The organism is Agrobacterium sp. 22-209-1 (genome assembly GCF_053522485.1).
The window spans coordinates 204,131-218,533 of record NZ_JBNWCH010000003.1 but is presented as its reverse complement, the minus strand read 5'-3'; the positions used below and the strand labels follow the sequence as shown (position 1 = coordinate 218,533).

The 14,403-nt window shown below is 60.4% G+C and carries 12 protein-coding genes and 1 other RNA gene; all 13 read left to right on the top strand.

From position 1 onward, the window contains the following. Window positions 1-31: 31 nt before the first annotated feature. The 13 genes from ACQZ48_RS08940 to ftsW all read left to right on the top strand — a co-directional run bounded on the left by ACQZ48_RS08940 (window position 32) and on the right by ftsW (window position 14,397). Complete coding sequence (locus ACQZ48_RS08940; protein ID WP_077981663.1) at window positions 32-571, top strand: lytic transglycosylase domain-containing protein; 540 nt, start codon at window positions 32-34, stop codon at window positions 569-571. A 92-nt stretch (window positions 572-663) separates the two neighbouring features. Continuing rightward, on the top strand, window positions 664-1,851 hold the full coding sequence (locus tag ACQZ48_RS08935; RefSeq protein WP_448728743.1) for an FAD-dependent oxidoreductase: 1,188 nt from the start codon (window positions 664-666) through the stop codon (window positions 1,849-1,851). Window positions 1,852-1,910: 59 nt separating this feature from the next. Continuing rightward, window positions 1,911-3,101: an NAD(P)/FAD-dependent oxidoreductase gene (locus ACQZ48_RS08930; RefSeq protein ID WP_448728742.1), complete on the top strand. Its 1,191-nt coding sequence runs from the start codon at window positions 1,911-1,913 to the stop codon at window positions 3,099-3,101. A 56-nt stretch (window positions 3,102-3,157) separates the two neighbouring features. Next, window positions 3,158-3,560: RNase P RNA component class A (rnpB, locus tag ACQZ48_RS08925), an RNA gene on the top strand. 401 nt (window positions 3,561-3,961) lie between these two features. Then, complete coding sequence (mraZ, locus tag ACQZ48_RS08920) at window positions 3,962-4,402, top strand: division/cell wall cluster transcriptional repressor MraZ (protein WP_077981666.1); 441 nt, start codon at window positions 3,962-3,964, stop codon at window positions 4,400-4,402. Between the two features lie 14 nt (window positions 4,403-4,416). Next, entirely contained in the window at window positions 4,417-5,442 is a 1,026-nt protein-coding gene (gene rsmH, locus ACQZ48_RS08915) for a 16S rRNA (cytosine(1402)-N(4))-methyltransferase RsmH (RefSeq protein ID WP_448728741.1), read from the top strand. A gap of 1 nt (window position 5,443) precedes the next feature. After that, window positions 5,444-6,001, top strand: coding sequence for a cell division protein FtsL (gene ftsL, locus ACQZ48_RS08910; RefSeq protein ID WP_077981668.1), 558 nt, complete (start codon window positions 5,444-5,446; stop codon window positions 5,999-6,001). Continuing rightward, complete coding sequence (locus ACQZ48_RS08905; protein ID WP_077981669.1) at window positions 6,001-7,743, top strand: peptidoglycan D,D-transpeptidase FtsI family protein; 1,743 nt, start codon at window positions 6,001-6,003, stop codon at window positions 7,741-7,743. The genes ftsL and ACQZ48_RS08905 overlap by 1 nt, the downstream gene beginning before the upstream one ends. Before the next feature lie 57 nt (window positions 7,744-7,800). Beyond that, window positions 7,801-9,270 (top strand): UDP-N-acetylmuramoyl-L-alanyl-D-glutamate--2,6-diaminopimelate ligase, encoded by a 1,470-nt coding sequence (locus tag ACQZ48_RS08900; RefSeq protein ID WP_191217552.1) that lies wholly within the window; start codon window positions 7,801-7,803, stop codon window positions 9,268-9,270. Beyond that, entirely contained in the window at window positions 9,267-10,700 is a 1,434-nt protein-coding gene (locus ACQZ48_RS08895; protein ID WP_077981671.1) for a UDP-N-acetylmuramoylalanyl-D-glutamyl-2,6-diaminopimelate--D-alanyl-D-alanine ligase, read from the top strand. Before ACQZ48_RS08900 ends, ACQZ48_RS08895 begins: the two co-directional genes overlap by 4 nt. A 23-nt stretch (window positions 10,701-10,723) precedes the next feature. Then, window positions 10,724-11,824, top strand: coding sequence for a phospho-N-acetylmuramoyl-pentapeptide-transferase (gene mraY, locus ACQZ48_RS08890; protein WP_003522196.1), 1,101 nt, complete (start codon window positions 10,724-10,726; stop codon window positions 11,822-11,824). A gap of 3 nt (window positions 11,825-11,827) precedes the next feature. Beyond that, window positions 11,828-13,237, top strand: a complete 1,410-nt coding sequence (murD, locus tag ACQZ48_RS08885) for a UDP-N-acetylmuramoyl-L-alanine--D-glutamate ligase (RefSeq protein WP_191217553.1) — start codon at window positions 11,828-11,830, stop codon at window positions 13,235-13,237. Window positions 13,238-13,242: 5 nt separating this feature from the next. Beyond that, a complete protein-coding gene (ftsW, locus tag ACQZ48_RS08880; RefSeq protein WP_077981673.1) occupies window positions 13,243-14,397 on the top strand; it encodes a putative lipid II flippase FtsW in 1,155 nt (384 codons plus the stop codon). Window positions 14,398-14,403 lie beyond the last annotated feature (6 nt).

Genomic DNA, 14,403 nt, shown 5'->3' with positions numbered 1-14,403 from the left:
CGGTCATCCGATCTGGAGACTTTTTCTACATATGAACAGGGTTGTTGTTGCTGTCGTGGCGAGTGTTATTATGCTCGCTTCGCAGGCGGGGATTGCTTTTGCCAAAGACGAGGACGTCAAGACCAAAACCGTGACGCTGGAGACCTTCTTCCGCAAGCCCGGTTATCCCATTCCGGAAAAAAACCTGCCTTCCACTCTCAAGAACGGCTATTCCGATCTGATCGTCAAATATGCCAAGCGTTACGGCGTTCCCACCAACCTGGCGCATGCCGTCGTTTCGGTGGAAAGCAAGTTCAACCCCAAGGCCCGCGGCAGCGCGGGCGAGGTCGGGCTGATGCAGATCAAGCCGGCCACGGCGCGGATGATGGGCTATCGCGGCACGACCAAGGCGCTTTACGATCCCGAGACCAATATCCGCTGGGGCATGCAATATCTGGCGACGGCGCATCAGCTGGGCGGCGGTCAGGTGTGCGGCACGATCCTGCGTTACAATGCCGGCCATGGCGCCACCCGCATGAACCCAGTCTCCAAGCGCTATTGTGGCAAGGTGCAGGCGTTGCTGGCCGGCTGAGGCCGGTTTGCATTGCTTGTTAAATTGCGAAAAGCGATTCCGGTTCGGCCCGGCATGCTGTAGTCAGAAGCAAAGCTGATACGGAGCATGGCATGCCGGATTTCAAATATATCGTCGTCGGGGCCGGAATGATGGGAGCGGCTGCGGCTCGACATCTCTCCGTGCAAACGGATGGCGTGGCGCTGATCGGGCCGGGCGAACCCGCCGATCGCAAGACGCATCAGGGTGTATTTTCAAGTCATTACGATGAGGCGCGCATCACCCGCGGGTTTGACGGCGATCCGGTCTGGGCGGAGCTGGCGCAACGCTCCATCCGCCGTTATGCGAAGATCGAGGCCAAAAGCGGCATTCGCTTTTTTACCGAAGCAGGCTGTCTGTTCACCGGCAACGGTAAGGGTCTTGCGGGAGATTATGTCTCGCGCGCCCTTTCATCGGCGGACCGTCTCGGTCTTGGTGTAGAGACACTCGGCAGCGATGCGCTCGTTGACCGGTTTCCGATGTTCTCCCTGCCGGCGGATCACGACGGTTATTTCGAGGCGCAGAATGCCGGCCACGTCAATCCACGCGCCCTGGTGAAGGCGCAGTGCGCCATTGCCGAGGTGCAGGGTGCGAAACTGCTGCGCGAGACGGCGGCGCATATTCGCGACACCTCCCATGGCGTAGAGGTTTCGACCCGCGACGGGGCCGTCCATACCGCTGAAAAGGTCATCGTGGCGGCCGGCGGTTTCACCAACATGGCGGAACTTCTGCCTTCTCCCGTCGATATGGCGGCCACGGGCCGCACCATCGTCTTTTTCGAGCTGGATGAGGCGCATCAGGCGTTGTTTGGGGCGATGCCCTCCACCATCGTGCTCGCGGAAACAGAGGACGACATCGTCTATATCCTGCCGCCGGTGCGTTATCCCGATGGCAAGGTCTATCTGAAGATTGGCGGGGAGAGCGAGAAGGGCAGGCTTGAAACGCTCACTGACGCGATGGACTGGTTCCATTCGGACGGCACGCCTGATGAGGTGGAGTTCCTGACGAAAAAAGCCCTGTCGCTGATGCCGGCGCTGACTGGCTGCCCCGTCACGTCAGGCTCCTGTATCGCCTCCATCACCCGTAGCGGCTACCCCTATATCGGCTATACGCAGTCCTCCAATATCGCGGTTCTGACCGGCGGCAATTTCGTCTCCGCCAAGTCTTCGGACGAGATCGGGCGACTGGGCGCGCAGCTGCTTCTCAATGGCCAGCTCACCGAGGATGAATTCGCTGCCGAAATGTCGCCGATTTTCGTCTGACATTCCCCGGGCAAACAGCTACAAGAATGCGGCTGAACGGAAAGGGAAAAGAGGGCGGCATGTCGGGACATTTCAATTATATCGTCGTCGGTCGAGGCATGATGGGGGCCGCCGCTGCCCGCCATCTGGCGGAAACGGCGGAGGGTGTGGCGCTGATCGGTCCCGTTGAGCCTGCTGATATCAAAACCCATCAAGGCGTCTTCGCGAGCCACTACGATGAAGCGCGGATTACCCGCACCATCGATGGCGATGCCGACTGGGCGTTGCTCGCCAACCGTTCGATCGCGCGTTATGCCGATATTGCCGCACGCAGCGGTGTCGAGTTTTATGCGCCGGTCGGCTGCCTGATGGTGGGGCCGCAGCGGGGCGGTGCGAATCCTTTTGTCGATGATGTCCTCAAGGCAGCGGCTCGGCTCGGCGTTTCCACGGAACTGCTTGATGACCAGAGCCTGAAAAGCCGCTTTCCCTATTTCTCCTTCGAACAGGGTTGCGAAGGTTTATTCGAAAAGGACAATGCCGGTTACGTCAACCCGCGCGCGCTGGTGAAAGCGCAGGCTATCCTCGCGGAAAAGGCTGGCGTTACGCTGATCGACGATATCGTCGTCTCGACGCGGGAAGAGCGTGGCCGGGCCTCGGTGCAGACGGTTTCTGGCGCGATTTATACCGCAGACCGGGTGCTGGTGGCGGCCGGTGGCTTCTCGATCACCAGGGATTTGCTGCCGCAGCCTGTCGGGCTTGATGTTTATGCCCGCACCGTCGCTTTCTTCGAGATAGATGAGGGCGATCTCGCTCAATATGCAGACATGCCGTCTCTCATCTATGAGCCGCGTGATACCACGAAACATATCTATCTCCTGCCGCCGGTGCGGTATCCCGACGGCAAATTTTACCTGAAGATCGGCGGTGATCCCGACGACAAGAGGGTCAGCAGTGACCCGGAAATCCGCGACTGGTTCCGCTCCGGCGGACGCGAAAATGTGCGTGACCATCTTTCGGAGATCGTGGGCAGGCTGGTGCCTTCCATTGATCGCTCGCGCATCTCGATGGCCGCCTGCGTCGTCTCCAAAACGCAGAGCGGCTATCCGGCCATCGGCTTCACTGCGTCGCCGCACATTGCGGTTCTGACCGGCGGTAACGGTACGGCGGCCAAGAGTTCCGATGAGATCGGGCGGCTGGGTGCCCTGCTGCTGCGGGACGGGCAAATCGCCGACGGTGCCTTCTCGACGGATTTCAAACCCGCATTTCTTTGATCTTGGCCGTCGCTTTTCGGTGGCTTTCGCTGCGGAACATGGTTATGCAGCCCAAGCCAGTTGGCCGGGCAGCCGCGCTTTACCAATGTCGAAAGACGGTAAGGTGAGGAAAGTCCGGGCTCCACGGAAATACGGTGCCGGATAACGTCCGGCGGGGGCGACCCCAGGGAAAGTGCCACAGAGAGCAAACCGCCATGCACCCGCATGGTAAGGGTGAAAGGGTGGGGTAAGAGCCCACCGCGCTTCTGGTAACAGCGGCGGCAAGGTAAACCCCACCGGGAGCAAGACCGAATAGGGATGACACGGGATGGGCGAAAGCCCGTTCACAGCCGGTTTCCAGGCCCGTCATCCGGGTGGGTTGCGCGAGGCGGCATGCAAATGCCGTCCCAGATGAATGGCTGCCACGTTCCGGGTCAAACCGGAGCCATACAGAACCCGGCTTACAGGCCAACTGGCGAATTTTCCTTTTCCGTCTTCGACGTGAAACTTCTAAAAAATCTCATCATCATATTGTTTTTAAACCGGAAAATTATCGGTTTAAGACAATTTTTGTGCCGGTAAGCCGCCGTCTTCGCGCACAAAGTAAACCATTCGTTAAACTTAACGGCTTATGAATTTCCGATGCGAAGTCGGTATCGTGCCGGCTTCATCCCATTGACGCCCATAGTGTCCCATGGTATCCCAAATGCACACCACATTGGGTCGTGTTTTTGACCCGCAATCGCTGAAACGTTCGAGGAGCCTGCAAGGGGCTGCTGCAGGGCATGTCGCCCTGGCGCTTGGCGATGTGTCGTGCGTACCGGTGTCGGCTGCGGAGCGGATGAATCGCTTTGGGGCATGCGGTTTTGGCGAGTTGAGTAATGGACCGCTTTTTATCGAACGTGACGAACAGGATCGACGCCAAGGGGCGCGTTTCGGTTCCGTCTCCGTTTCGTTCGGTGCTGGTGAAGCGCGGCATTCAGGAGCTTTATTGTCTCCAGGATTTTGCGTTTCCGGCAATCAGCGTCGGCGGTCCGGATCTGCTGGAGCGCTACGAGCGGCAGATTGCGTCCATGGATGCCTTCTCGCCGCAGGCAAACGCAATGTCGCTGCTGGTTCACGGCGGCGGTGTTTTCATGAAGCTCGACCAGGAAGGTCGATTGATGGTGACGGATTTTGTGCGGGAATTTACCGGCATCTCCACCGAGGTCACCTTCGTCGGGCGGGCGGATCATTTTCAGCTTTGGCAACCGGATGCGTTTTTGGCGGCGCAGGCGGAAGCAAGAGCGGGGCGCGGTTTTTCGGCTGCTCGCCCCGCCTAGGACGGGGACAGTCAATGGCGGCGAATTCTGGCGGACGATCTTCTGATGCCGATGGCGGACCTCAGCGCCATATTCCTGTGCTGCTTCGCGAAGTCATCACCGCGCTTGAACCCGCCCCCGGCAAGGTCATTCTGGATGGCACTTTCGGTGCCGGCGGCTACACCCAGGCCATCCTCGATCAGGGCGCAAATGTCATCGCGCTGGACCGTGATCCCACCGCGATCGCCGGTGGCCAGGCGATGGTCGCGGCCAATGGCGGCAGGCTTTCGCTTATTCAATCGCAATTTTCCGATCTCGCAAAACATGCGCCCGAAAGCGGCCTCGATGGCGTCGTTCTCGATATTGGCGTGTCCTCCATGCAGATCGATGAGGCCGAACGCGGTTTCTCCTTTCAGAAGAACGGCCCTCTCGACATGCGCATGTCGGGTTCCGGCGTTTCTGCCGCCGATGTCGTCAATCGTGCGAAGGTCGGCGATCTCATTCGCATTTTCGGTTTTCTCGGTGAAGAAAAGCAGCCGGGTCGCATCGCCCGCGCCATCGAGAAGAAGCGGGCGGAAGAGCCCTTCCGCACCACCCGCGACCTGGCGGGCCTGATCGAGATCGTCACGCCGCGGAAAGCCAAAGACAAGATTCACCCGGCAACGCGGGTGTTCCAGGCGCTGCGTGTTTTCGTCAATGACGAGCTGGGCGAACTGGCGCAGGCCTTGTTTGCCGCCGAGCAGGTTCTGAAGCCCGGCGGCCGGCTGGTCGTCGTTACCTTCCATTCTTTGGAAGACCGTATCGTCAAAAAATTCTTCTCCTACCGTTCGGGCAAGGCCGCCGGTTCGAGGCATCTGCCGATGGTGGAGGACAAGCCCGCCATTTTCGAGAATATCGGCAAGCCGATGATCGCCGCCAGCGACGAGGAGGCGGAGCTTAATCCGCGGGCCCGTTCGGCCAAGCTTCGTGCGGGCCTGCGCACCACGGCACCGGCGCGTGCTGCAGATTTCTCGATTTTCGAGCTTCCCGATCTCGCCAGCCTTGAAAAGATGGGAGGCTGATATGCTGCGCACTTTCGATGTCATCTTGATGGGGGTCATGGTCGCTGCGGCGGTCGTGACCTATTCGATCAAGCACAAGGCCGATCTGAAGCTTGAAGAGGTCCGCAAGCTGGAGGCCGAGATCAAGCTTGAGAAAGATACGATTGATCTCCTGCGGGCCGACTGGGCGCTGCTGACGCAGCCGAACCGTTTGCACCGGCTCGTGAATGCCTATCAGGACGAACTTGGTCTTTCGCCGACCCTGCCGACGCAATTGGCACAGCCGCGTGAACTGCCGATGCTGCGCTCGCAATTGCCGCAGCCGCCCGAGCCTGAAGGAATGAGCGTCGAGGATGTCATCGCCGCCGCTGTCAACGGCTCGAAGCCGGGGGCCACGCTGGGTGGCGCTTCCAAGCCCAAATCGCCGCCCGCGGGCCAGATTGCCGTAAACGGCGTTCCAGTGCCCACGCCCCGTGCGCGCGTTTCACGTCCGGCGCCGGCGCCTGTGCCGGTCGCTTCCGCCGCCGGCGATGAATCCGGCGATATGGATGAAACCATAACAGGATCGGTGAACCGCTGATGTCTTTTCTCTCCCGCGTCATGGTTTTGAAGAGCAAGGCTCATTTTTCAGCCAGCACCACCGGTATCCATACCGACCATGCGGCGTTTGAAGGCGCGCGCAAGAAGCGCGCGGCGCAGGCGAAAAGCCGCGTCGGCCTTCTCATTTTTGGCTTCGTCGCATTTTACGCCGTCGTCGGCGGCCGTCTCGTGCAATATGGCATGGCGGAACAGGAAACGGTATCGAGCATCGCGCCCGCAGACCGGCTGATGGCGTCGCGTCCCGATCTTCTCGACCGCAACGGCGAGGTGCTGGCCACCGATATTCGCACCGTCTCGCTGTTTGCCGAGCCGCATCGCATTGTCGATATCGACGAGGCCATCGAGAAGCTGCGCACCGTCCTGCCGGATCTCGACCAGCGCAGCACCTATCAGAAGCTTACCTCCAACTCGCGTTTCCAGTGGCTGCGCCGCCAACTGACGCCGAAGCAGCAGAGCCAGATCCTGGCGCTCGGCATTCCCGGCATCGGCTTCCGCCCCGAAAAGCGCCGCTTTTATCCCGGCGGGCCGACTGCCGCCCATGTCGTCGGACACGTCAATATCGACAATCGCGGCGTTGCCGGCATGGAACGTTACGTCGATAGCCAGGGCCTGGCCGATCTGACGGCGCTCGGCATGACCAGCGACCAGCCGCTGGAGCCGGTGAAGCTTTCGATAGATCTGCGCGTGCAGTCCATCGTGCGTGAAGTTGTAACCGCCGCCATTGCCAAATTTCGTGCGATCGGCGCAGGCGCTGTGGTTCTGGATGTGCATACTGGCGAGGTTCTCGCCATGGCCTCCGTGCCGGACTACGATCCGAACAACCCGGCCGAAGGCGCCAAGGAAGGCTGGCTCAACCGCATGTCGAACGGCACGTTCGAGATGGGTTCCACCTTCAAGTCCTTCACCATTGCCATGGGCCTCGATTCGGGCCGTGTCCATCTCGGTGACACTTTCGATGCGCGTTATCCGATCCGCATCGGCGGCTTCACCATCAAGGACTTCCACGGCAAGGGCCGCATGCTCTCGGTGCCGGAAATCTTTCAGTATTCGTCCAACATCGGTACGGCGAAAATCGCCGACACTGTTGGCACCGAAGGCCACAAGGAATTCCTGACGCGGCTTGGTCTTCTCACCCGCATGCACACCGAACTGCCAGAAGTGGCGATGCCATCGCAGCCGCGCGAATGGAAGAAGATCAATTCCATCACCATTTCCTTCGGCCATGGCGTTTCCACGACGCCGTTGCAGACGGCGGTTGCCGGTGCGGCACTCGTCAATGGCGGTAAACTGATCGAACCGACCTTCCTGCCGCGCACCCGTGAACAGGCGGATCAGGTGGCAAAGCAGGTGTTGAAGCCTGGCGCCAGCAAGGATATGCGCTTCCTCTTCGAATGGAACGGCGTCAACGGTTCCGGCCGCAATGCGCGTGTCGATGGTTTCAACGTCGGCGGCAAGACCGGTACGGCCGACAAGGTCGTCAACGGCCGCTACGTGCACGACAAGAACTTCAACGCCTTCCTGTCGGCCTTTCCAATGGACGATCCGCAATATGTCGTGCTGTCGTTCATCGACGAGCCGAAGACGGACAAGGGCAATGGCGCGGCGCTCGCCGGCACGTCTGCAGCCCCGATGGTGCACGATATCATCAGTCGCACGGCGGCCGTACTGGGCGTGAAGCCGAAGTTCGGCAAGGATGGCTCGGCCTTGCTCGTGTCTTATTGATTGTTAGCTTATGATGTTCCGGCGATTCGCGCCGGGGGGACAAGACGGACACAGTCGATGAATTTGCGAGATATATCCGGAAATGCGTTTCCGGAATTGAAGGAATTGCTCCTGTCTGAGATCGGGGCGATTGAAATCGGGGGGATCACCGCAGACAGCCGCAAGGCTGCGCCGGGCAGCCTGTTCGTTGCGGTTTCTGGCACCAAGGCCGATGGTACGACCTATGTGAAGGACGCGGTTGCCAAGGGGGCCGTTGCCGTTGTTTCCGGGCACGCGGTGGAAGCCGACGTGCCGGTTCTGGTCGTCACCGACCCACGCCTTTATCTCTCCCTTGCGGCCTCCCGCTTTTATGGAAAACAACCGGAAATAATGGTCGCCGTTACCGGTACCGCAGGAAAGACCTCGGTTGCTTCCTTTGTACGGCAAATCTGGGCTTTCGCTGGCCATGCCGCAGCCCAGATCGGCACGACCGGCGTCATTGCTCCTGGCCGCGAGGATTACGGCGCGCTGACGACGCCCGATCCGGTAACGCTGCATGCGCTTCTGGCCGAGCTTGCGGACGAGGGCGTCACCCATGCTGCGATGGAAGCGTCCAGCCACGGTCTTGACCAGCGCCGCCTTGATGGCGTCCACCTGTCTGCCGCCGGCTTCACCAATCTTGGCCGCGATCACATGGATTACCATCCGACCGTCGAGGATTACATGGCCGCGAAGATGCGGCTTTTCGATACGCTGATGGAAAAAGGGGCTCCCGCCGTGATCTTCGCCGACGACCCATGGTCGGACAAAGCGATCCGGGCAGCGCAGGAAGCAGGTCTCGATGTCCGCACCGTCGGTCGCAACGGCCAGTATCTCACTTTGAAGCGCGTCGAGCACTTTCGTCATAAGCAGATGGTCGAAGTGCATCATGACGGTGTCATCCATGAAGTCGACATCCCGCTCGCGGGTGATTTCCAGGTGGCTAACGCGCTGGTCGCTGCCGGTCTCGCCATGTCCACGGGTGTTCCTGCGGCAACGGCGCTGAAGGCGCTCGAAAAGTTGATCGGCGCCGCCGGTCGTTTGGAACTCGTGGGCCAGACGAAAAATGGCGCGCTTGCCTATGTGGATTATGCCCACAAGCCGGATGCGCTGGAAAATGTGCTGACCTCCGTGCGGCCCTTCACCTCGGGCCGCATCATCACCGTTTTCGGCTGTGGCGGCGACCGCGACAAGGGCAAGCGCCCGATCATGGGCGAGGTGGCGACGCGGCTTTCCGACGTCGTCATCGTCACGGACGATAATCCGCGCTCGGAAGACGCCGCAACGATCCGCTCCGAGGTGATGGCGGCCGCCGCTGGCGCGTTGGAAATCGGCGACCGGGCAGAGGCAATCCGTCATGCGGTGTCGATGCTGTCACATGGCGATACGCTAATCGTCGCGGGCAAGGGGCACGAAGAAGGGCAGATCGTCGGTTCCGTGACGCTGCCGTTTTCCGATCATGAACAGGTGCGCTCTGCACTGGCAGGGCTGGAAGGATCGAAGATTTGAGCTGGTTATGGACAGTCGCCGACATGATCGCCATCACGGCAGGACGCCCCGTGGGCAACCTGCCGACCGGAATCACCGGCATTTCCATCGACAGCCGGACGGTCAAATCGGGCGAAGCGTTCTTCGCCATCAAGGGTGATCGGGTGGACGGTCACGACTATACGAGTTTCGCGGTTGCGAATGGGGCAGGACTTCTGGTCGTTGCCGAAGCCAAGCTGCCGGCGCTCGGTCGTCTGACCGTGCCGATGATCGTGGTGGAAGATGTGCTCGCAGCCCTTGGCAAGCTTGCCCTTGCCGCGCGCGAAAGAACGTCGGCGCGCATCATCGCGGTGACCGGTTCGGTGGGCAAGACAACGACCAAGGAAATGCTGCGGCAGGCTCTGGCCCCTTCGGGCCGGGTGCATGCGGCGGTGGCGTCCTTCAACAACCATTGGGGCGTGCCGCTGACGCTCGCACGGATGCCTGCCGATACGGAATTCGGCGTGTTCGAAATCGGCATGAACCATTCCGGCGAAATCCGGCCGCTGGTGAAGATGGTGCGCCCGCATGTGGCGATCATCACGACCATCGCGGCAGCCCATCTCGGCAATTTCAAGAATATCGAAGAGATCGCCGCCGCCAAGGCGGAGATTTTCGAAGGCGTGGAAGAAGGTGGTTCGGTCATCCTCAACCGAGATAACGCCCAGTTCGAACAGCTGGAAGAGGCGGCGCAGGAACAGGGTATCGAACATATCCTCACCTTCGGCCAGCACGCCAAGGCCGATTTCCGCTTGGCCGATTTTGAGAGCACAACGACCGGTTCGACGATCTGGGCGATCCTCAATGGCGAAACCAGCGAGCTGCATCTCAACATTCCCGGCCGGCATATTGCAGACAATGCGATGGCGGTGCTCGGCGCCGTGGCGATCACGGGCGCCAATCTTGATCGCGCCTTCGAGGTGCTTGGATCGCTTGAGGCGGTGAAGGGGCGCGGCCAGCGTCACCACCTTCAGATCAACGGCGGCTCCTTCCTGCTGATCGATGAAAGCTACAACGCCAATCCCGCCTCCATGCGGGCGTCGATTGCCGTGCTGGCGGAAACGCCGACGCAGGGCCATGGCCGTCGCGTCGCTGTTTTAGGCGACATGCTGGAGATGGGCGAGTTTTCGGCGCAGCTGCATGAGGAACTGGCCGGACCATTGCTCGCGGCCGGTATCGAACATGTCTGGCTTGCGGGAGAGGCGATGGCCGCATTGCGCGACGCGTTGCCTGATAGCGTCACCGTCATCTGGTTCCCGACGACGGCCGAGCTCACCGATTTCGCCCTGCAATGGGTGCAACCGGGAGACGCGCTGATGGTAAAATCGTCACTTGGCCTCGGTTTCGGCAAGATTGTCGCCGCCCTGCTTGACAAGTATCCGGCATTCCCCGAGACGGAACGCCAAGTCTGAAATAGCCTTTTGAAAGGGCAATTATGCTGATCTGGCTCGTCGAACTGTCGGATAAAATTCAAATCTTCAACCTGTTCCGGTACATCACCTTCCGGGCGGGTGCTGCAATGTTCACCTCTGCGTTGATCGTCTTCCTGTTCGGACCGGCGATCATCAACTCGCTGCGCGTGCGCCAGGGCAAGGGCCAGCCGATCCGCGCGGACGGACCGCAGACGCATTTCAAGAAGGCCGGCACGCCGACCATGGGTGGCTTGATGATCCTCGCCGGCATTCTCGGCGGTTCGCTGCTCTGGGGTGACCTGTCGAATGTCTATGTCGTTGCCGTTCTGATGGTGACGCTCGGTTTCGGCGCCATCGGCTTTTACGACGATTATCTGAAAGTAACGAAGCAGAGCGACAAGGGTTTCTCCGGCAAGGCCCGTCTCGGCATCGAATTCCTGATCGCGGCGATTGCCGTGTTCTTCATGATGAAAATGGCGCTGGCCTCCGCACCGCATGGCGGCACGCTCGGCAGCTCCATCGCCTTTCCTTTCTTCAAGGAATTCGTGATCAATCTCGGTTATTTCTTCGTGCTGTTCGGCGCGTTTGTCATCGTCGGCGCGGGCAATGCGGTGAACCTGACCGATGGTCTCGATGGTCTTGCCATCGTGCCGGTCATGATCGCCGCCGCCACCTTCGGCGTGATCGCCTATCTCGCCGGTAACGCGGTTTTTGCCAATTACCTGCAGATCAATTTCGTGCCCGGCACGGGTGAATTGGCCGTCATCGTCGGCGCGGTCATTGGCGCGGGCCTTGGCTTCCTGTGGTTCAACGCGCCGCCCGCCGCCATTTTCATGGGTGATACGGGTTCTTTGGCGCTTGGCGGTCTCATCGGCTCCATCGCCGTCGCCACCAAACACGAGATCGTCATGGTCATCGTCGGTGGTCTGTTCGTCATGGAAACGCTGTCGGTCATCATCCAGGTCTTCTGGTTCAAGCGCACCGGCAGACGCGTTTTCCTGATGGCGCCGATCCATCACCATTTCGAGAAAAAAGGCTGGACGGAAAGCCAGGTGGTCATCCGTTTCTGGATCATCTCCGTGGGCCTTGCGCTGCTCGGCCTCGCCACCCTGAAGCTGAGGTGAGCGATGATCCCGGTCACGTCGTTTAGGGGTAAGAAGGTGGCTCTCTTCGGGCTTGGCGGTTCCGGTCTCGTCACCGCGCGGGCGCTGGTAGCCGGCGGTGCTGATGTCGTGGCTTTCGACGACAATCCCGACAGCGTCGCCAAGGCCGAGGCTGAGGGTATTGCGACTGCTGACCTCCACGCGATCGACTGGTCTTCCGTTTCCTCCTTCGTACTGGCGCCGGGCGTGCCCCTGACGCATCCGAAGCCGCACTGGTCGGTAGACCTAGCGAAGGCTGCCGGCGTCGAGATCATTGGCGATATCGAGCTTTTCATCCGCGAGCGGCGCGCGCATGCACCGGATTGCCCTTTCATCGCGATTACCGGCACCAACGGAAAATCGACGACGACGGCGCTGATTGCCCATATTCTCAAGGCTTCGGGCCGCGATACGCAGCTCGGCGGCAATATCGGCACGGCGGTGCTGAGCCTCGATCCGCCGAAGGCGCAACGTTTCTACGTGTTGGAATGCTCGTCCTACCAGATCGATCTCGCGCCGACGATCAATCCGACCGCCGGTATCCTGCTCAATCTGACGCCTGATCATCTCGACCGGCACGGTACGATGCAGCACTATGCCGACGTCAAGGAACGGCTGGTTGCCGGCAGTGGCACTGCCATCGTCGGTGTTGACGACAGCTATTCGACGCTGATTGCCGACCGTATCGAACGCGCCGGCGTCAAGGTGGAGCGCATCTCCAAGCGCAATGTCGTTTCCGAAGGTCTCTATGCCGAAGGCAGCCGGATATTCAGGGCGCATGGCGGCACGTCTTCGTTGCTGGTCGATCTTGATGGTATCCAGACCCTGCGCGGCAGCCACAATGCCCAGAATGCAGCGGCAGCGATTGCCGCCTGCCTCGCGGTCGGCGTTTCCGAAGAAGACGTTCGCGCCGGTCTCAAGTCCTTCCCCGGCCTCAAGCACCGCATGCAGCCGGTGGGCCGGCGCGGCAATGTCACTTTCGTCAATGACAGCAAGGCCACCAATGCCGATGCGGCAGCACCGGCCTTGTCGAGCTATGAACGCATCTACTGGATTGCGGGCGGTCTGCCGAAGGCCGGCGGTATTGCCAGCCTTGCGCCGCTCTTCCCGCGCATCGCCAAGGCCTATCTGATCGGCGAGGCGGCGGCGGAATTTGCAGCGACGCTCGGCGAAGCGGTGCCGTACGAAATATCCGGCACGCTGGACAAAGCCGTGCAGCATGCGGCGGCGGATGCGGAAAAAGATGCGACAGCCGGCAATATCGTGATGTTGTCCCCGGCTTGCGCAAGCTTCGATCAATATAAGAACTTTGAAATCAGAGGTGATTCGTTTGTCGCGCAGGTTGCGGCGCTCGATGGCATGACGATGCTCGTTCACTCTGGAAAAGGGGACTGAAGGCCATGGTAAGCCGAGTTGATCGCGGTCCGGTCGCGGAATGGTTCTGGACCATCGACCGTTTCTTTCTGGCGGCGTTCATCGCGCTGATGGGCATCGGGCTGATGCTATCCTTTGCGGCGTCGCCGGCGGTTGCCGAGCGCATCGGTCTCAACAGCTTCTTCTTCGTTGAGCGTCAGGCGATGTTCATGGTGCCGTCGCTGGCGATCATGGTCGGCCTTTCCTTCCTGTCACCGCGCCAGGTGCGCCGTGTGGCGGTCATCATGCTGATCGCGTCGCTGCTGATGATGATCTTCGCGCTGTTCTTCGGCATCGAGGTCAAGGGCGCGCGGCGCTGGATTTCCATCGGCACATTCTCGATCCAGCCTTCGGAATTCATGAAGCCAGCCTTCGTCATCGTCTGCGCCTGGCTCTTTGCGGAGCGGGCACGCCACCCGGAAATTCCAGGCAATCTCTTCGCCATCATCACATTCGGCATCGTAGCTGCACTTCTGATCGCCCAGCCGGACTTCGGTCAGACGATCCTGACATCGGTGGTCTGGGGCGGCATGTTCTTCATGGCGGGCGTGCCGTGGTTCTGGATCATCATGCTCGGCGGCCTCGGCGTCGGCGGCATTATTACAGCCTATCTCATGTTGCCGCACGTCGCGGGCCGTATCGACCGGTTTTGGACGGGTGAGGGCGATACGTTCCAGGTTGATACCGCACGCGAGGCGATCATTCGCGGCGACTGGTTCGGGCGCGGACCGGGCGAAGGTATCGTCAAACGTATCATTCCCGATAGCCATACCGACTTCATCTTCTCGGTGGCGGCGGAAGAGTTCGGCATCGTTTTCTGCATGTTCCTTGTCGCCATCTTTGCCTTCATCGTGCTGCGCGGCCTGTCGCACGCCTTCAAGGAGAAGGACGATTTCTGCCGTTTTGCCGTGGCCGGTCTAGTGCTTCAAATCGGCATGCAGTCGATGATCAATATCGGCGTCAATCTGGAGCTGATGCCCGCCAAGGGCATGACGCTGCCGCTAATCTCCTATGGCGGTTCGTCGATGATGGCGATCTGCGTGACCGCCGGTTTCCTTCTGGCGCTGACACGCCACAGACCTGAAAAGCGGGCGCAGGAGCGCAGCTTCTTCCGTGTCGGTTCCGGCGTTCCTGCGGAGTAAACGATC